The sequence below is a fragment of the Paenibacillus sp. FSL F4-0100 genome, assembly GCF_037993005.1.
GTDB lineage: Bacteria > Bacillota > Bacilli > Paenibacillales > Paenibacillaceae > Paenibacillus_AQ.
The window spans coordinates 37,485-56,208 of record NZ_CP150303.1 but is presented as its reverse complement, the minus strand read 5'-3'; the positions used below and the strand labels follow the sequence as shown (position 1 = coordinate 56,208).

Sequence of the window (18,724 nt, the reverse complement as noted above, 5' to 3'; positions counted from 1 at the left end):
ATTTGACTTCTATCTCTATCATTTCCACATTCAAGAGAGTTCAAACGATATATAGGAAGAATAGACGTAAAAAGATTTACCATCTCCGGGGGCCTCCATTTCCCGGGTAATCGCTTGATTTATCTAACGCATCAGCTAACCGTTCGCGGCCGCTCCATTCGGGCAAAGCCCGGAACATGCACATTCGACCATTCCGGATGAAAGTGATCCACACGCCCGACCACCACCGTCATATCATCATGAATTTGATTCTGCTGGTAACGAATCACCTTCTCCAACAAACAATCGGCAATTTCCTGCGGATCCTCACTGTTCACTTCCTGAATCATTCGTTTCATCCATAGCTCCTTGTTTACCGCATAACCCGGCGCATCATATATGCCATCCGTCATCATAATGAGAACATCACCGGCCTGCAGCTGTAATGAGACTAGGTCCACTTCGATATCCTGAATGATCCCAATCGGAAGATTGCTGGCCGAGACCGGTATGACATCATTGCCTCGTTTGATAAAGCTTGGCGTCGAACCGATCTTCATAAAGGTGGTCTGAGCCGTATATTGATCGATTAGGGCCATATCGACCGTGGCATAGATTTCATCCGGCGAGCGCAGCATTAGAATCGAGTTGACCGATTTGATTGCCAGCTTCTCATCCATCCCGGATTGAAGCAGCTGTTCTAATATATTCAGAGCCGAGCTGCTCTCGAGCCGTGCCCTTTCCCCGTTGCCCATACCATCACTAAGCGCTACCGCAAACGTCCCGTTGCCCAGCTCGACCGTACTGAAGCTGTCACCTGATAAAATATCCCCTCCCTTAGCCGCTGCGGCTACGCCCGTCATAATTTCATATGTTTTCGCTGAGCCGAATCGCACGGTGGCCAATCCATCTCTTGGATGGATCAAGGTCTCTTCCATTACGGCGATATGCTCCCCGAGAATGTCGGACAGCAGCGGTCCGATAATCTTCCTGCATTCGTCATAACCCCGGGTGTATGCATGAATGATCTCAATCTCGACCTGCCCGGAATCCAAACTGATGATATCGATGCCTTGAACCGATAAGCCCAGCTGCTGAAGCGCTTCCCGAATCTGTTCTTCTTGAATGTGCATGGTCTGGCTTTCCCGCTTGATCTCTCGGGCCAAGTCTTCCATGACCTGCGAAACCCCGGATAATTGTTCCGCTACCAGATGACGGCTATCGTATATTTGGCGTTTCCACTGCATATCATGTTGGTAAAGATGATACTGCTGCTTGAGGATGCCAAGCACCTCCTCCTTCTTGGCACAGATCCGGCTCCATTCCGGCGGCAGATCGTCTGCTTCCATCTCAGGATTCTCCTCGATCGAGGTCATCATATCGGTCATATATTTATAAGTCTGGTAAAACTTCATATCCCAGCACTGATTCCGTTTAAAGCATGTGGCACAGCTTCCCTCCGCCACGGCATTCATGAAATGATTCATCTCCTCCGTTTGTTTGCCCGGAGGCTGTATAACCCCGGACGTCTGTCCGAAGCTTTGCGAGAGCTGCCGGAACACCCGGGAGAATTGGGTCACACGGTCCGCTGTAAGATCCCTGACCCGCTTGGCGTATTCATGCTGTGAACGGGTATGATCCTGCGTGCCAGGCACATATTTGCCTATAGCCTGCATCACGCTCTTGGGCGTAATGAGGAATAACACGATAGCCGCGCAGGTTTCCCAAGTGGAGATCATCACTTCTCCAGGATTGCTGAAATAGATGGAGAGAATAGTTGCCCCCAGCAGCATTCCCAGCGAAACACCGCCTTTCTTCCCTTCCTTCAGCATACCTGCGAGCATCCCGGAAAAGGCGAGCAAACTCATCTGGGAGAATGCCGAAATGTTGGCAAGACTGAGGATGAGGCCCGTTACTACGCCAACCGAGGCGCCTAGCGGAGCTCCCCCGACTAGGGCAAACAGCAGAATTAAGTATCGGGATAAGACATGCTCTACCGACAGAGATTGTATCGTCCAGCCAACGGCACCTGTCATGACCGACGCCAGCAAAATGATAATACATAGAATTTCTTCATTTCGAAGAGCATGCGTTTTTTTACGAAGCGTCAGCACGGGAATCGCTTGAATAAAGACCAATGTCAGGACAAAGCTGAGCACGGCATTCAAGGTGAGCATCATCATGGAATACCAGGTAATGCTTGGTCCGATGAGAACACTGAACAGATTCACGAAGAAGGTGGAGACAAATACCATCAGCGGTGCATACGACAATTCTGCCCGATCATAGGTCTCCAATCCCCGCATCATAAAGTAAAAGATCAAGATTTCTGCCGGTACCATCCATGCCACCGGAAAGGACGCAAATAAACTTCCTGCAACGATAGCGGCGCCTACCGGCAGCAAATAATCACGGCGCATAAAGGCAATGACTGCAAAATAAGCGATTGCAAATGGAGACAGCTCTCCCAGAATCATCGCTCGTCCGAGCAGAAAACCCATGAAGGTTAGCAGGATCATCCACTTCTTAGCGGCCAGGAAGTGGATGGGACGCTGTAGAAAAGGCAGCTGCCCTAACCGTTCTGTTACACGGGCACGAATGGAACCCGCTCCCCCTTTAACTGCCTCAGTACCCGGAAACATCACCAGATTTCTTTTATCCATTACGCTGGCACCCCATTCTTCACGAATTTGTTGGTCCCATTATAAAACCCCTGTTCAGGAAAGTTTGTCAGAACACCGGACAAGCCCCAAAGAAATTTCCGACAAAATCAACGGGCCTTGCGAACGTTCGGGAAAAGAGCCTTGATCCCCCACGCCCAGCGGTGTTTACACGCCTCAAACCTGGAGCATTCTTGCAGATCATTTCCCGAATTGAGGCAGACATCCCGTGCTCATTCCACACGGAAGCGCCGTAAATTGCGTAGGAACCTGTCGTACCCTTGGATACAACGACAAAAAAACCGCAGAAGGCGGTTTCCCTCTGCGGTCAGTTTATATTTTATCGAATTACATACGTTTGGCTCCGCGTCCACCGCGTTTGCCTTCCGTATTCTTCTTAAGCGAAGAGATTCGTTCTTCACTGTCTTTCAGGAAGCGTGACATTTTATCCTCAAATGAAGGCTTGTTGGCCGCAGGCTTAAACGGGCGTCCACCGCGTTCACGGTTGAATCCTCCACCAGCGCCACCTCCGAATCGTTCTCCGCCGCCGCCACTGCGTTCCGGTCTCGGTGCGCGGGGTGGACGACTTTCGGAAGCCGGCTTGTCGACAGCCTGCTTGATCGAAAGACCGATCTTGCCGTCCTTGTCGACATTAATCACCTTCACGGTAACGACATCGTTGATCTTCAAATGATCGTTGACATCCTTAACGTAGTTGTCGGCGATCTCCGAGATGTGAACGAGACCCGTGACACCTCCTGACAGATCCACAAATGCTCCAAAATGCGTTATGCCTGTCACCTTGCCCTCTAACTTGGTGCCCACTTCAATTGCCATAGAATAAAATGATCCTCCCTTAAAAATATACAGTCCGATTTATAAATCGCGCTGCGGTGATTTGATTATACGATAATGACCTAAACAAGGTCAACAGACGTCTGTCATGCCTAATTACGGCTCTTCGCCCGAATTTTGGGGCTGAATGATCGGCGTCTCATTTGGCAGATACAGTCCAAACTTCTTGCGGGCAATCTGCCCGATATATTCAGGGTCCTTCAATCGCTCCACTTCATGAGTAATCTGGATTAGCGACTGTTCAACGGACTTATAATCCTCTTGCTTTTGAGCTAGCGCTTCGTTCTGATTACGGATGCGGTCATTCTGGGACCAGAGCGTTGAACCTGTCCAGATCAAAAACAGCGCCATCATCGCCACAAACATTCTTTTACGCCGGCGTGCGCCTTTGTTCTTTGTCTTGGTTTGTTGGGGAGCCTGCTTCGATGGATCAGCAAATCTTCCCATGACCATACCTCCTAAAACCAGCGCTTCCACGCCTTGATAACCTTGTCCGCGAATTGCTTGAACCATGCCGGCAGCCTGACTCTGGATGTGATCGGTCTCAGCATCCATTTCAAGAGTCGGCAAAAAGGCATGAGGCATTTAAGGACTAAACGCAACAGCGACAGGAGAAACTTCCATAGAAACCTTAACAATCCTAAGATGAGCATCAGGATTCCTCTGATCGGATTCCACAATAAGATACGGAACAGCTTGTACAAAAATGACAACAAGCCTTTTGTCACTTGAATTAACATTACCACAAAACGCTGGGTTATGACACTCCATAATAAAAAATAGATCCAAACCCCTATAAACAGGCCCACAAAGACATAAAAACGCAGTTGACCGTCATTGGTCACATACAACATGCGAAAAATGAAGAAGGCTGCCGCAATCCAGTAAAGGAAGTCCAGGGTATGCTTGGACCATTGCGGGAAACGGAGCTGCCCTGCCAGCACCCGGTAGCTGTCGAAGGCGACTCCCATCGCTGCTCCGGAGAAGAGCATCCAGAGCAGCGTGATCCATTGTACGCTGGGGTTCATTTAAACAGCTTACCTAGCAGACTCTTGTTCTTGGTCTGCGAACCGGGATTCAAATAAATCAGTGAATGCACCTGACCTTCAATCGACAAAAGCCCCTCTTCCAGGCTGAGATTTTTAATATGTAAATTTTGCCCCCGAATGGTGAGATGCCCAAGCTCGGTTTGAAGCAGAAATTCTTCACTGTCAAAGCTCTCCACATTTTGGACACCCGTAATGTCCAGCAGCTTCCGGTTCTGCATCCGCAGGTCATGAAACTTGCCCTTCCCTTGGTCGATCATGGCATGTACCCCTCCTTTTAACAATAGCTTATGGGAAGGCGCCTGCCTTTAGAACCGGAAGAAGAGCAACCGCTTCAGGAATGATCGTGATGCTGCAAGGAATGCACGGAGAAAGAACGAGAGCGGGAGGTCCAACGTTTATACACCCATGATAAACATAAAAAACGTCCCCCACACCATATGGTGAGAGGGACGTTTGATGGAACGGCTCGGCTGATTACCAGTCCAATCCGCGATCTTTAACGATCGGTTCTTCCTTGACCAAGGTATAGAGGCTGGTCGCCTCATCTTTACGGGTTGTCTCGGTAAGACGCTCGACCCGGACGGTCACCAGCTTCTGACCAAATTGGACGGTGATCTCGTCGCCCAATTTAACCGTGCTGCTCGGCTTGGCCTCACGGCCATTGATCAGTACCCGACCTTGATCCGATACATCTTTCGCTACGGTACGCCGCTTGATTAACCTCGATACTTTCAGGAATTTATCGACACGCATTATTTTACGGCTTCTTTAAGCTTGTTACCTGCCTTGAACGCAGGAACGTTGGATTCTGGAATTTCGATTGTGTTACCTGTTTGCGGGTTGCGGCCTGTACGTCCAGCGCGCTTGCGAGTCTCGAATGTACCAAAGCCGATCAATTGAACTTTATCGCCATTAGCCAAAGCTTCAGTAATTTCACCAAGGAAGCCGTTCAAGACGTTCTCTACGTCTTTTTTTGTCAATCCACTTTTACCGGAAATGTTGTTGATCAGATCTGTTTTGTTCATGAATTAAATCCTCCCAATTATCAGAAAAATATAAGATTTTACGGTTATTCGGTTAAACCGCCTTGCAATCTGCAAGATTTCACCATTAATGATTATTCTGGATGCCTTGCGGAATTCCTGCCGCAAATCCCTATTTTTTTATTTTTTACGTGAAAAGTTGCCTTTTTCACACATCGATACCGCCGCTTTGTGTCGATCCCGATTTAGCTGCCTGCCATAGGGCTTCCATCTCGTCCAGGGTACTTTCCTGCAAGGTTTTCCCCTGGGCGGCAAGCTGCTCCTCTATGTAGCTGAAGCGACTGACAAACTTCCGGTTCGTTCTCGAAAGCGCCTCTTCCGGGTCCGCCCCAATAAATCTTGCCGCATTGGAGACCGCGAACAGCAGATCGCCGAGCTCAAGCGCTGTATCCTCATCAGACTGGCCCTCGGTCACCGCCTGCCTCAGTTCACCGAGTTCCTCTTCAATCTTCTGGAACACGCCCTCGATATTATCCCAATCGAAACCAACCTTGGATGCTTTCTTCTGGAGCTTGTACGCCTTCATCAAGGCGGGAAGATCCCGCGGAATGCCATCCAGTGCCGAAGCTTTCTCTGGGGAGAGCCCTTTGCGGCGCTTCTCTTCCGCTTTCATCTGCTCCCAGTTCTGCAGGGCAGATTCCGCATCTTTGGCGCTGCTCTCGCCAAAGACATGCGGGTGACGGAAGATCAACTTGTCATTCAACGCTTGAATGACATCATACACCGTAAAGGTACCGAGCTCCTCTTCCATCTGAGAATGCAGCATAATCTGAAGCAGCAGATCCCCGAGTTCTTCCTGCATATGCTCAGGATCATCCTCATCAATCGTCTCTAATACCTCATAGGTTTCTTCGATCAGATTTTTGCGGATGGATTCATGGGTCTGCTCACGGTCCCATGGACAGCCCTCAGGACTGCGCAGAATGCCAACGATCTCATGGAGTCTGGCAAACGTTCGCTGTCGAAGCAGGCTGTCATCGCTTCGGGGTACGTAGACCAGCGAAAGATTCCCATACCCGTCGATGCGATCAAGCTCGTAGAGCGGCACGCGCTGGATCACTTCCTCGCCCTCAACGCCCAGCGCATGGCCGACAATGACCGGATATTCGTCCGGATACAGTTCCATCAGCGCCAGTTTAACTTCCGAAGCGGTAAACATGTCATACACCTGGCCGATCAGGGTATGGAGCTGCGGCTGGATGACACTTGCACGTAGCTCAGCCGCATCGAGAAGCTGGAAGCCCTCAATGGGATCGAAACCAAGGCGAACGAAGGCCTCGTCCAGAAAGCTCTCACCGCCGAGCACCGTAAGCGTCACATGCTCTCCCGGGCAGCGTTCCCGTAATAACCGAACCGTTGCCTCCGCTACCATCGGATGCCCGGGCACCGCGTAGACAAGCTCACGATCATCCTCAGCAGCCTTAGCCAAGTTGATTAGCGCGGATGCAATGGATTCGTACACCTCGGGAAAGGTGTCATGCGCTTCATACACATGGTCAAACGATTCCGGGTGAATCTGGAACTCATTCAACGCAGCGATGACGGGATGAGATAATGTACGCACATACACCTTCGATGCCCGCTGCATGGTTTTTATGATACCTATCGTCAATCGATCTGGGTTGCCAGAACCCAAGCCGACCACCGTAATGGATGCACTCATACGCTACTTCCTTTCGTCTTCGTCCGCCTTGTCGACGTCATTATCGTACACTACTATATCACAGAAGATCAAACATCTCACGTCAGCCCGGGTCAGCGCAGCACTCGCAGGGCCCGCAAGAAGGCCGCCAGCGGTCTTCCGACCTTTGGCAGCATCCGAAGCTCCTCCTCGGTGAGGAGCTTCGTGAGTGCGGCGCCGATAAGGAAGGCGCCGCAGCCAGCCGCGACGCCGCTCAGGCTCGCAGCCGCGTGGGTGAGGCGGCCCGGGGCGAGGCCGGCAGCCGCCAAGATGCCGCCGGCTGCCTCACCTGCGCCCCAGGCGGCCAGTGCCACCGCAGCGAGGACCGGCAGCGTCCTTGCGAACATGCCGCCGACGTCAAGGCGGGCGCCAGCGCTTCGCGAGAGCAGCGCGAGGTTGAGCGCGGCGGCGGTCAGATGCGCAGCCACGCCGGCGATGGCTGCGCCGGTAATGCCGAACTGCGGCACCAACAGCAGGTTGAGCAGCAGCTTGAGCCCAGCCGCAGCCAGCAGATGAACCGCCGGTGCTTTGACCATACCGATCCCTTGAAGCAGCGCAGCCGTAATCGTGCTTAGCGTACCCCCAGCAGCCGTAAAGGCAATCACCTGCATCGTCACCGTCCCAGCAGCATCCTCGTACAGCATGACGTTAATCGGCTCAGCCAGCACTGCCAGGCCTACGGAGGCCGTCATTCCAATCAGCCAAAACCAACGGAGGGCCATGCGGGTTTGGCTTGCAACCCGGGCGGACTCTCCTTTGAACTTGGCCTCCGCCAGCGCAGGGATAAACAGAACCGACAACGAAGTAGCCAGCATCGTAACCAACTGGACAAGCGGCAATCCGCGGTTATAGACCCCAAACTCCGCCATGGCCGTTGCTTCGCCCAGTCCACCGGATGTCAATAAACGGGGCACCGTGAAGGTATCCACCAGTCCAATCAGTGGAACAGCGAGCAGACTAAGACAGACGGGGATTCCATAAGCAAGCAGGCGGCCAAGTAGAACACCCGCTCCCTCTCTAGTTACATCGGCACGCATCCCCGTTTCGTTCATACCCGCCGCTCCGAATCCTTGACTTACTTCTCCTTGTATTTCACCCCGAGTTGACCGGACATGCTTGCGCCAGTATAGTCCCATCACCAATAGACCGGCGGCGCCACCGGCAGCAGATCCGAGCAGCGCTCCGGCGGCAATTACGTCGGGATCGGCACCGGCACGGATCATGTAGAGCAGCAGCACAATCATGACCCCAACACGGACAACCTGCTCCGTAATCTGGGAGATTGCCGTTGGCACCATATTGTGCAGCCCTTGAAAATAACCGCGCAGGACTGACATCCAAGGCACGAATGCCAGCGCCAACGCACCTGCGCGGAGGGCGGGCACAACCTGACTGCTTCCGATCCACATCCCGATCCACGGAGCACAGACATACATCAGGAAGCCGAGAAATAGACCGAACAGCACCAACGAGACGGAAGACAGGCGCAGCAGGCGATGGCCGTCCTCAGTGCGCCCTTCGGCCTCATATTCTGCCACATATTTGGAGACCGCCGCGGGGAAGCCAACCGCCGCTATCGTAATGATCATCATATAGAACGGATAAACCGTATTGTAGATGCCAAAGACGGCATCCCCACCCATATTTTGCAGCGGTATTTTTTGCAATGTGCCAATCAGCTTGGACAGAAGCGCGGCCGCACTGAGAATAAACGCTCCCTGTAGAAGCCTTGCCCCTGTTTGATCTGGTTTCATATCCTCTTCCAATCCCCTAGTTTCTTTTTTTCGTATCACAGACCAAACATCTGCGCAGATGCTGCCATGTGTACCTCCATTATAACCAAGGGCGGGAGAGGGGTACAAAAAAGAGAAACCGGACAACAAAAACTCCCAGCTGCCGATTGACCCTGTGATCAACGTTCAGCGGGAGTCTTCATCCAAGGATTCATGTCCTTGTCTTATTGTTCCATTTGCTTGCCGAGGAAGCCTGCGGCGGTTTCAGACATCTTCACTTCCATCTCACCCATGTTCACGGATTCGTCCTTGTTCAGCAGCACAACACTGCCAATCGGGTCTCCTCCAGCAATGATAGGCGCAGCGACAAAAGCGGATAAAGTTTCAGGATTGTCTTTGCTGATCTCATACGTACCACTGTTGCTTTCCAGCACCGTCTTGCGATTTTCCATGCAGTTTTCCAGAAGGTTGCCGATCGGCTTGTCCAAATACTCCTTCTTGGAGCCGCCTGCTACGGCGATAAATGTATCACGGTCCGATATGATCGTGATGTGACCTGTGCTCTCATAAAGGGACTCTGCGTATTCCTTCGCAAAATCGCCCAATTCACCGATCGGTGAATATTTCTTCAGAATGACTTCTCCATCCCGGTCAACGAAAATTTCCAGCGGGTCACCTTCGCGAATCCGCAGTGTGCGTCTAATTTCTTTTGGAATGACCACGCGCCCGAGGTCATCAATACGGCGGACGATACCAGTAGCTTTCATGTCACTTGTTGCCCCACTTTCATAAGAAGATTTTTCAACTACTGTTCCATTCGGGAAGAGGATGTCCCCAGGTATATAAGAGTTAATGTCTGACCATAGTATTCATCCATTCCCAATTCCTTATACATCATCTACCCTCTGTTGGTTGCGAAATCCAAAAATAAATATCATTCGAAAGAGACGGATGTCAGGGGAGAAAAAATCCATAACGCGCGATTTCGCACGTTATGGACTCGAAGATCCCACCATTTGATCATGCGCTAGCCGTAACAGCATTACCCGCAGCGCATTACAATATCAATTGCCCGGACCTTGTCTGCGGGCTTATTTACCCGTGTCTTCCTTGCCTGCATCCGGTGTTTGATCGCCTTCCGCAGGTTTGTCAGTGGTACCGTCTTTCTTCTGGTCTCCTGTGCCTTCGGCAGGCTTGTCCGCGTTCTCACTCTTCGGAAGATTCATGCTCTCAATCAGGTCGTTGAGCTCATTCTGCATAAAGTTGTCGATCTTCGCCGAGGCAAGTTCATTACGAATGCCTTCCTTCTGATCGGCAGGCAGCTTGTCGTAAGACACTTCCTCGCGCTTCTCTACTTTCATGACATGGTAACCGTAGTCAGTTTCTACCGGATCGCTGATCTTATTAAGCTCAAGCGTCAGCGCCTTTTCCTTGAACTGCGGTACCCAAGTGCCTGCCGGTTTGTTCTCATACAGGCCTCCGCTGTTCTTGGAGCCCGGATCCTCGGAGTATTTCTTAGCGACCGCAGCAAAGTCCTCGCCTTTATTCAGCTTGGACTGTACTTCCTTGGCAATTTTGAGCGCCTCGCCTTCCGCTCTTTCCTTGCCTTCCGCATCCTTAAAACCAATCAGGACATGACGAACGCTAATGTTGGTGTAATCCTTCTTGTTCGCCTCGAATTCCTTCTTGATATTCTCTTCGGTTACCTGATTCTTCTCATATTCCATAACGGTCATGACGCGAAGCATATAATTTTTGAGATCGTCTTCCGTCAATTTCTGCGATTCTAGAGCAGCTTTAAACTGCTCCTCGCCCATTCCGCTCTTCTGCTGCTTTAACAAATCGTCCGCTTGCTTCCCGGCAGCTTCCTTCGCTTTATCGTCAGCTTTGGCGTACAGGTATTCATAGGCTACCCCCTGTTTCGCCAAATACTCTTTAAATTCATCCATTTGTAAAAATTGGGCGTATTCCGGGGACATGAACTGAATCATGCGCTGTTCCAGATCAAATTCCTTCTCGGTAATCTCTCCACCCTTATATTTGACAATAACTTTGCTATTATCATTTTCGGTTCCCTTAGTCTTGTCGTTTCCGCACGCAGCGATCATCGACATGGATAGCACTGCTGTGATGGATACCATAAACGTCTTCCATGCCTTGTTATTTCTTGACGGCATTTTGTAGTTCTCCCTTCAGGTTGAATGGCCCTTTTGCGGCCTCCAGGAATTGCTCCAGCAATTCTAACAGTTGTTGATCGGAAAGTCCCTTGCCTTTGATTCGAATGGCCATCGTCGGCCCTTGTTCAAATTGTACACGTCTTTCGAACATATTTCCAATTTGCGCAAGTCCTGCTGTATCAACCGTCTTATCCTGCCCTTCATAAAACTGCAGCAGCACATCGTCGCCGCGCTGGATAATGGAGTCGATCCCGTACGTACGACCATATACCTTCAAGCGGGATACAGCAAGCAGGTTACTTACCGCAAGCGGCAGCTCGCCAAAGCGGTCAAGCAGTTCATCCTCAAGCTCCGCCGATTCGTCGATAGACGAAACGATAGCCACTTTTTTATAAATTTCGATCTTCTGGATGCTGTCATAAATGTAATCTGACGGCAAGTAAGCATCAATCCCCAGATCGATGGAAGTGTTCCAGTCCTTCGATGGCAATGGCGGCTCGCCCAGCATGCTGACTTTGCGTTTTTGTATCTCCTCCGCCAGCATCTGTGAATACAGGTCGAACCCGACGGAAGCAATAAAGCCATGCTGCTCCGCTCCGAGCAGATTGCCCGCGCCGCGAATCGACAGGTCCCGCATCGCAATCTTGAATCCGGAGCCAAGCTCCGTAAATTCTTTAATGGACTGAAGCCGCTTCTCGGCCACTTCGGTCAGCACCTTATCCCGCTGGTACGTGAAATAAGCATAAGCGATCCGGTTGGAACGTCCGACGCGTCCGCGCAGCTGATACAGCTGGGAGAGGCCCATTTTGTCCGCATCATGCACGATAAGCGTATTTACATTCGGGATATCCACACCCGTCTCAATAATGCTCGTACTAACCAATACGTCGTGTTCGCCGTCCAGGAAGTCGAGAATGGTCTTCTCCAGTTCCGTTTCCGACATTTGCCCGTGTCCCACACCCACTCGGGCCTCCGGTACCAGCATGGATATCTGGGCTGCCATCTCCTGAATGCCCTGAACCCGATTGTAGAGATAGTAAACTTGACCGCCCCGGGCCAGCTCTCGCTCGATGGCTTCCCGCACCAGGGTCTGGCTATGCTCTACGACATAAGTCTGCACTGGAAAACGGTTCTCCGGCGGTGTCTCGATCACGGACAAATCCCGAACGCCGAGCATCGACATATGCAGCGTACGCGGAATCGGCGTTGCCGTCAGCGTCAGTACGTCGACATTGGTCTTCAGCTTCTTCAATTTCTCCTTATGCGTAACGCCAAACCGCTGCTCTTCATCCACAATCAGCAGTCCCAGATCCTTGAACACAATATCCTGCGACAGCAATCGGTGCGTCCCGATCAAAATATCGACAGAGCCCTGCTTTACTTTCTTGATCGTCTCATTCTGCTCCTTACGGCTCCGAAAACGGCTCAGCACCTGAATGTTGATCGGATAATTGGCAAAACGCTCCCGAAACGTCTCGTAATGCTGTTGGGCCAAAATCGTCGTCGGTACTAGCACCGCAACCTGCTTCCCTTCGATCGCTGCTTTAAACGCAGCGCGAACGGCCACTTCCGTTTTCCCGTAACCGACATCACCGCACAGCAGCCGATCCATCGGCCGGTTCTGCTCCATGTCTTTTTTGATTTCGGTAATCGCTCGAAGCTGATCAGGTGTTTCATCATATGGGAACATGTCCTCGAATTCCTGCTGCTCCGACGTATCTTTCTCAAATCCGTACCCAGGCGCAGTCTGACGTTCGGCATACAGCTTGATCAGATCGTCGGCGATATCCTGAACGGAAGAGCGAACCTTGTTCTTAACCCGCGTCCATTCATTTCCGCCCAGCTTGTAAACCTTCGGCTCCTTGTCTTCCGAACCGACATATTTCTGGATGAGATCGATCTGCTCAATCGGAACGGACAGCTTATCGCCCCCGGCATACAGAATATGCATGTAGTCCTTATGGATTCCGTTGATTTCGAGCGTCCCGATCCCCATATATTTCCCGATACCGTGGTTTTGATGCACCACATAATCGCCGACTTTGAGCTCCGTATAGCTCTTGATGCGCTCGGCGTTGTCCATATTCTTTGTGGTTTTGCGTGTTTTGCGCTGCTTCGAGGAGAACATTTCGCTCTCTGTAATAATGGCAGCATGAACCGAAGGCATCTCGAAGCCATTCTGCAGATGCCCCTCAAACATAACCGGTTCTTCAATGCCATAGTCCAGCAGTACCCGCCGCATGCGGTCCATCCGCTCCGCATCGCCTGCCAGCATCATGACCTGAACACCCGACTTCTTCCAGCGCTCCATCTCAGCCTTGAGCACGTTCATCTGGCCATGGAAATCCTGCATGCCGCGCGTAATCACATTGACGATATTCTGCGGCTGCATTCTTGGCACCTGACGCAGGAAGATCGAGATCAGTAGACTTTGATAGGGATGCTGATAGATCAGTTCTTCCGTATCCAGTGAAAGCGGCAGATCCGGCAGCGATTTGCCATTCTGCATCAGATGCAAATTCCATTCCGCTTCATCCCGCTCCAGCTGCTTGGCTGTTTCTAACAGACGAGCAGGCTCATCCATAATCAGAATCGTATCCTTCGGCATGTAATCATATAGATTGGTCTTCTCCGGATACAACAGGGAGATATATTTATAGATTTCAGGGAAATATATCCGCTCGCGCAGCATCTCAACTTCCCGGTGTATTTCATCCCGCAGACGGAGCTTGGCCTGACGATCACTCATGCGCTCGAGCTGCGTCTCCAGCAGACGGACCACCGTATCCGCTGTACGGCTTAGCCGCTCTGAATCTGCAATAATTTCCTTGCATGGTGTAATGGTGACTTCCCGGACCTTGTCAATCGAGCGCTGATCTGCCGGGTCGAAGGTACGAATTGAGTCGATATCTTCATCAAACAGTTCGACGCGGTACGCCATGGTCGTTGTCATCGGATAAAAATCGATGATACCGCCGCGAACACTCATCTCGCCGCGGCTCTCGACGCGCTCCACCCGTTCATATCCCATCTCGATCATCTGGTTCAGGAAGGAATCCAGCACGAGTGTCCCGCCGTCATGAAGTACAATTCGTGCATCAGACATCACTTCAGGAGCTGGAAGCAGACGACGCACGCCGGAAAATGGCGCAACGACAATACCCCGGAAGCCTCTGGCACAACGGACGAGTACATCAATCCGCTGCGCCAGAGTCTCGGGGCTTGAAACGGCCGACTCGGCCGCTACCAGTTCATTCGCCGGGTATAACAATACTTGGTCCGGTGAGAGCGCTTCCTGTAAATCATCCGCAATTTTCTGGGCTGAAAACATATTATGAGTGACAACGAGCAGCGGTCGCTGCTGGTCCTGGTGCAATGCGGCCATTAAGATCTGCCTGGACGACCCAGAAAGACCGGAGATCAATTGCTCCCTCATGCCGGCTTGGACGCCAGCGGTTATGGATTTGAAGTCCGAATCCTTCGAAAATACATCAATAAGTGCTTGTAACAAAAGGGGCACCTCTCTTATGCAAAAGAAATGAATTTCCTAGACTCTATTTCTCATGGAATTTTAGACGATTGCCAAAAAATTATAACCGAAAAGAAGCCTTGAGCAAAACTGCCAAGGCTAGAGCAGCGGCAAAGCCTGCCGCTGTATGTCTTCTACCAAAAAAAACGTCGTGTACCCCATTATACGCTCATTGCAGGGGATTTGCCAAAAGGCTAAGTTCCGGATTGGCTTCGAGGGCTTCTCTGCAATGATCGCAGGTTACCCGGACTATCATTTCTCCGTTAAAATCATAGGCTATTATATCCTTGCGTTCCTCAGGGGTCAAGGAATCAAATCCGAGACGAGCTTCGGATACGTAATTGGAATCGATGCGGCCCTGAAACGCCCGACAATGTCTGCAAACATAGGTTATCGCCATCATATGCCTCCTGAAGGTCGTGTATACCTTCAGTATGCCCGGATTTTCCTCGTTTAAGACTTCGATGTTACGGTTGCCTATGACTTAGGAATCATCTCTTTGGATACTTCCATTCTATGATGCTTTTCTAAGACTTGTTAAACTTCGCCATCGTCTGTTCAAAGGTATGATCCAGACTGAATTCCAGCGCGTCACAGGTCTCCTCTACCATGCTCTGCAGCTGTTCGCGTTCCTTCTTCGGAAAAGTACCGAGCACATAATCCACAATCGCATAACCCGGCTCAGGCCTCGATATGCCCATACGAACACGGTTGAAGCTCTGAGTCCCGGTATGCTGAATAATGGATTTAATGCCATTATGTCCTCCGGCACTGCCCTGATACCGCAGGCGGATCTTACCGACCACGGTATCCAAATCATCATAGACCACAATCATGTCCTCAAGACTCACTTTATAATAATCCATATAAGCACGCACGGCCTCGCCCGAAAGATTCATGAACGTCATCGGTTTGATCAGGACGGTTTTGGTGCCGCCAATCATCCCTTCGGCGATGACCGATTTGCATTTATTCTGGTTGAACTTCATACCGTGTCGCTCTGCCAGTGCATCCAGCGCCATGAATCCAACATTATGGCGTGTCTTCTCATAATTTGAACCGGGGTTGCCCAGTCCGACAATCCATTTCATCACAGGTTGATTCCTTTCACGATTTATACTTTCTTCTTTGCGCATTTCTGAGTACAATATGAACAAAACCTATCGGCGTTATGCCTCATAAGAAGGTGAATCGGCATTGAAAGCTTTCGAACAGAAATTAACGCACCACAGCCATTTTCAATACCATATGAAGCATGGCATCCCTGTTCAAGTCTATGAACTGGGTTGTCACATAGACGTGGGTCTGATCACGGCAGTCGACGCCTACTTTGTCGAGCTTGAGGGAACGCTGTACAACCGGAGTACGTTCACTTTTATCTCTAGGCCCGGATATTAACAAGCTTGATCTCTATTAACAGGCTGGACTTATGAAAACGTTTTCTTCCCGACTGTTCCTCTGCTTTTTGCTAACCAAAACGGCAAAGTCGTTATAGCCGACAAGGGTTACATCTCCTCATGAGGAGATGTAACCCTGCCTTTACACGGTTTATTATTCTATTTCAAACAATTTACTAATCGACAATTCCTCATGAACCCGGATGATGGCTTCACCCATCAACGGAGCAACCGACAACACCGTCAGCTTGCTGCTCGGGTTCGGATTGGTGATCGGAATGGTGTCTGTTACAACAACTTCCTTCAGCGGGGAGTTTTCCAGTCGCTCATGGGCAGGGCCCGAGAGAACCGGATGTGTACAGCACGCGTAGACTTCCTTCACGCCGCCTTCCATCAACGCATTGGCACCCAGCACAATCGTACCGGCGGTATCGATAATGTCATCAATCAGAATAGCGGTCTTGCCTTCGATATTCCCGATAATGTTCATGACTTCACTGACGTTCGGCTCCGGTCGGCGTTTATCGATAATCGCCAGCGGCGCATTCAGGAAATCAGCAAGCTTTCTCGCGCGAACCACACCGCCGTGATCCGGAGATACAACGACCGGGTTCTCGATCTGCTTTGAACGGAAATATTGGGCAAGAATCGGTACGCCGAGCAGATGATCCACCGGAATATCGAAAAATCCCTGAATCTGCATCGCATGCAGGTCCATCGTAATGACGCGATGAGCTCCTGCTTTTTCGATCAGGTTCGCAACCAGCTTAGCGGTGATCGGATCCCGCGAACGCGCTTTGCGGTCTTGACGGGCATATCCGTAATACGGAATAACCACGTTGATGCTCTTCGCGGATGCCCGCTTGAGCGCATCCACCATAACCAGCAGCTCCATCAGGTTATCATTCACCGGCAAACAAGTGGACTGCACAATATAAACATGGCAGCCCCGTACGCTTTCGGAGAGCTTTACTTGAATCTCGCCGTCGCTAAAGCTGGTTGTATGCGATTCCCCCATCGGAATGCCGATATAATCAGCGATCTGATGGGCAAGTTTAGGATTGGAATTACACGTGAATATTTTTAATTTAGAATCAAGATAAGTCATAGAATAAAAACCCTCCGTGCTGGTTCGTTGAATTAGGTATCCGATCACCGCTTCATATCTTGGTTAAGGAAGCAGGGATAATTACGATTTCTTGTTCTTCTTGGCGATGGCGCGTGCCCGGATCTCCTCTGCGTACCCTGGCTTGTTCTCCTGACGCTGTCTGGCGATGGCCAGATCATTGTCCGAAACGGAATGCGTAATGGTAGAGCCTGCAACAACGAATGCGCCCTTGCCCACCTTCACCGGTGCAATCAAATTCACATTACTGCCGATAAATGCATCATCTTCAATTTCGGTAATGGACTTATTATAACCATCATAGTTGACTGTAATCGCACCACAGCCGATATTAACGTTTTTGCCGACTTTGGCATCACCAACATAACTGAGATGGGATACTTTAGAGCCGTTGTCAATCGTGGCGTTCTTCACTTCGACGAAGTCGCCCACCTTTACATCATCCCCCAGCTTGGCGCCTGGACGAAGATAAGCAAACGGTCCTACGGAGGTCCGGGTGCCGACTTCAGCGCTGCTGAGCACAGAATGTTTGACGCTTGCGCCATCCGCGATAACAGAGTCCTCGATATCGGTATCCGGTCCGATCACGCAATCTTCACCGATCACTGTATTCCCTTTCAGGACGGTACCGGGATAAAGCACTGTATCTGAACCAATCTTAACATCAGCTCCGATATAGGTTGAAGCCGGGTCAATGATCGTAACACCGTTCAACATGTGCTTGCGGTTGATGCGCTCTCTCATGAAGCCTTCAGCTTCCGACAGCGCTAGGCGATCGTTAACGCCAATCGATTCCGCGTAATCATCGGTCTGATAAGCAAGCACGGTCTCGCCGGCTTGTTTCAAAATGCCGACGCAATCGGTCAGGTAATATTCCTGCTGCGCATTCTGGTTGGTTACATTATCCAGTGCAGCGAATAGCTTTTTATTGTCAAAACAATAGGTACCGGTGTTAATTTCAGTGACTGCGTCCTCTTCCGGACTGCAATCCTTCTGCTCAACAATCCGAAGTGCGCTGCCATCCTCGCCTCGAATGACCCGGCCGTAGCCTTTCGGGTTATCCATATGCGCGGTAAGCACCGTAGCGGCCGCATTGTTGCTTTCATGAAGCTTCAAAAGATTTTCCAGTGTCTCGGACGTCACCAGCGGAGTATCCCCACAAATGACAATCGTGGATCCTTCTTCGCCACCAAGTAATTCCTTGGCTTGCTTCACAGCGTGACCCGTTCCGAGCTGCTGCTCCTGCAGTACATACTCGGCTGCGTCTTGCAGATAAGCGCGAACCGTTTCCGCACCATGGCCTACGACCACAACACTGCGTTCACAGTTTACCTGCTGTACAGTTTGCAATACATGTCCGACCATCGGCTTGCCACAAACAGGATGCAGCACTTTATATAGTTTGGATTTCATACGTTTGCCCTGCCCAGCGGCGAGCACAATAGCAAATCTTTTCAAGGGCCATGCCTCCTCCTCTTGAACTCACTACTGAATA

17 protein-coding genes are annotated in these 18,724 nt (G+C 50.8%); 1 reads left to right on the top strand and 16 read right to left on the bottom strand.

Annotation, left to right across the window (positions count from 1 at the left end; translation table 11 throughout):
• Positions 1-131: 131 nt before the first annotated feature.
• From spoIIE to pth, 14 genes are all read right to left on the bottom strand, one after another.
• Complete coding sequence (gene spoIIE / locus MHH48_RS00265; RefSeq protein ID WP_076326533.1) at positions 132-2,642, bottom strand: stage II sporulation protein E; 2,511 nt, start codon at positions 2,640-2,642, stop codon at positions 132-134.
• A 345-nt stretch (positions 2,643-2,987) separates the two neighbouring features.
• Positions 2,988-3,476: a S1 domain-containing RNA-binding protein gene (locus MHH48_RS00260; protein WP_076326534.1), complete on the bottom strand. Its 489-nt coding sequence runs from the start codon at positions 3,474-3,476 to the stop codon at positions 2,988-2,990.
• Positions 3,477-3,590: 114 nt separating this feature from the next.
• Positions 3,591-3,941 carry a septum formation initiator family protein gene (locus MHH48_RS00255; RefSeq protein ID WP_076326535.1) on the bottom strand — a complete coding sequence of 117 codons (351 nt, stop codon included), beginning with the start codon at positions 3,939-3,941 and terminating at the stop codon, positions 3,591-3,593.
• An 11-nt stretch (positions 3,942-3,952) separates the two neighbouring features.
• Entirely contained in the window at positions 3,953-4,522 is a 570-nt protein-coding gene (gene yabQ, locus MHH48_RS00250) for a spore cortex biosynthesis protein YabQ (RefSeq protein WP_076326536.1), read from the bottom strand.
• A complete protein-coding gene (gene yabP / locus MHH48_RS00245; RefSeq protein WP_009591926.1) occupies positions 4,519-4,800 on the bottom strand; it encodes a sporulation protein YabP in 282 nt (93 codons plus the stop codon). The genes yabQ and yabP overlap by 4 nt, the downstream gene beginning before the upstream one ends.
• A gap of 217 nt (positions 4,801-5,017) precedes the next feature.
• A complete protein-coding gene (locus MHH48_RS00240; protein WP_076326537.1) occupies positions 5,018-5,296 on the bottom strand; it encodes an RNA-binding S4 domain-containing protein in 279 nt (92 codons plus the stop codon).
• Positions 5,296-5,568: an HU family DNA-binding protein gene (locus tag MHH48_RS00235; RefSeq protein ID WP_009591918.1), complete on the bottom strand. Its 273-nt coding sequence runs from the start codon at positions 5,566-5,568 to the stop codon at positions 5,296-5,298. Before MHH48_RS00235 ends, MHH48_RS00240 begins: the two co-directional genes overlap by 1 nt.
• 166 nt (positions 5,569-5,734) lie before the next feature.
• Positions 5,735-7,249 (bottom strand): nucleoside triphosphate pyrophosphohydrolase, encoded by a 1,515-nt coding sequence (gene mazG, locus MHH48_RS00230; protein ID WP_076326538.1) that lies wholly within the window; start codon positions 7,247-7,249, stop codon positions 5,735-5,737.
• A gap of 92 nt (positions 7,250-7,341) precedes the next feature.
• Positions 7,342-9,021, bottom strand: a complete 1,680-nt coding sequence (locus tag MHH48_RS00225; protein WP_076326539.1) for a polysaccharide biosynthesis protein — start codon at positions 9,019-9,021, stop codon at positions 7,342-7,344.
• Positions 9,022-9,224: 203 nt separating this feature from the next.
• Positions 9,225-9,767, bottom strand: coding sequence for a stage V sporulation protein T (gene spoVT / locus MHH48_RS00220; RefSeq protein ID WP_071221080.1), 543 nt, complete (start codon positions 9,765-9,767; stop codon positions 9,225-9,227).
• Between the two features lie 324 nt (positions 9,768-10,091).
• Positions 10,092-11,177, bottom strand: a complete 1,086-nt coding sequence (locus MHH48_RS00215; RefSeq protein WP_076326540.1) for a peptidylprolyl isomerase — start codon at positions 11,175-11,177, stop codon at positions 10,092-10,094.
• The gene (mfd, locus tag MHH48_RS00210; protein WP_076326541.1) at positions 11,161-14,688 is read right to left on the bottom strand and encodes a transcription-repair coupling factor; all 3,528 of its coding nucleotides are present in this window, start codon (positions 14,686-14,688) and stop codon (positions 11,161-11,163) included. The genes MHH48_RS00215 and mfd overlap by 17 nt, the downstream gene beginning before the upstream one ends.
• A 187-nt stretch (positions 14,689-14,875) precedes the next feature.
• Entirely contained in the window at positions 14,876-15,106 is a 231-nt protein-coding gene (locus tag MHH48_RS00205; protein ID WP_076326542.1) for an anti-sigma-F factor Fin family protein, read from the bottom strand.
• A gap of 127 nt (positions 15,107-15,233) precedes the next feature.
• On the bottom strand, positions 15,234-15,797 hold the full coding sequence (gene pth, locus MHH48_RS00200) for an aminoacyl-tRNA hydrolase (RefSeq protein WP_076326543.1): 564 nt from the start codon (positions 15,795-15,797) through the stop codon (positions 15,234-15,236).
• Positions 15,798-15,903: 106 nt separating this feature from the next.
• Between pth and MHH48_RS00195 the strand changes: the two genes are divergently transcribed.
• Positions 15,904-16,104 (top strand): hypothetical protein, encoded by a 201-nt coding sequence (locus MHH48_RS00195; protein WP_006207422.1) that lies wholly within the window; start codon positions 15,904-15,906, stop codon positions 16,102-16,104.
• A 153-nt stretch (positions 16,105-16,257) separates the two neighbouring features.
• On the opposite strand, the gene MHH48_RS00190 is transcribed toward MHH48_RS00195, so the two are convergent.
• Both MHH48_RS00190 and glmU read right to left on the bottom strand, forming a co-directional pair.
• A complete protein-coding gene (locus tag MHH48_RS00190; protein WP_006207421.1) occupies positions 16,258-17,211 on the bottom strand; it encodes a ribose-phosphate diphosphokinase in 954 nt (317 codons plus the stop codon).
• 81 nt (positions 17,212-17,292) lie between these two features.
• On the bottom strand, positions 17,293-18,687 hold the full coding sequence (gene glmU, locus MHH48_RS00185) for a bifunctional UDP-N-acetylglucosamine diphosphorylase/glucosamine-1-phosphate N-acetyltransferase GlmU (RefSeq protein ID WP_076326544.1): 1,395 nt from the start codon (positions 18,685-18,687) through the stop codon (positions 17,293-17,295).
• Between the last annotated feature and the right edge of the window lie 37 nt (positions 18,688-18,724).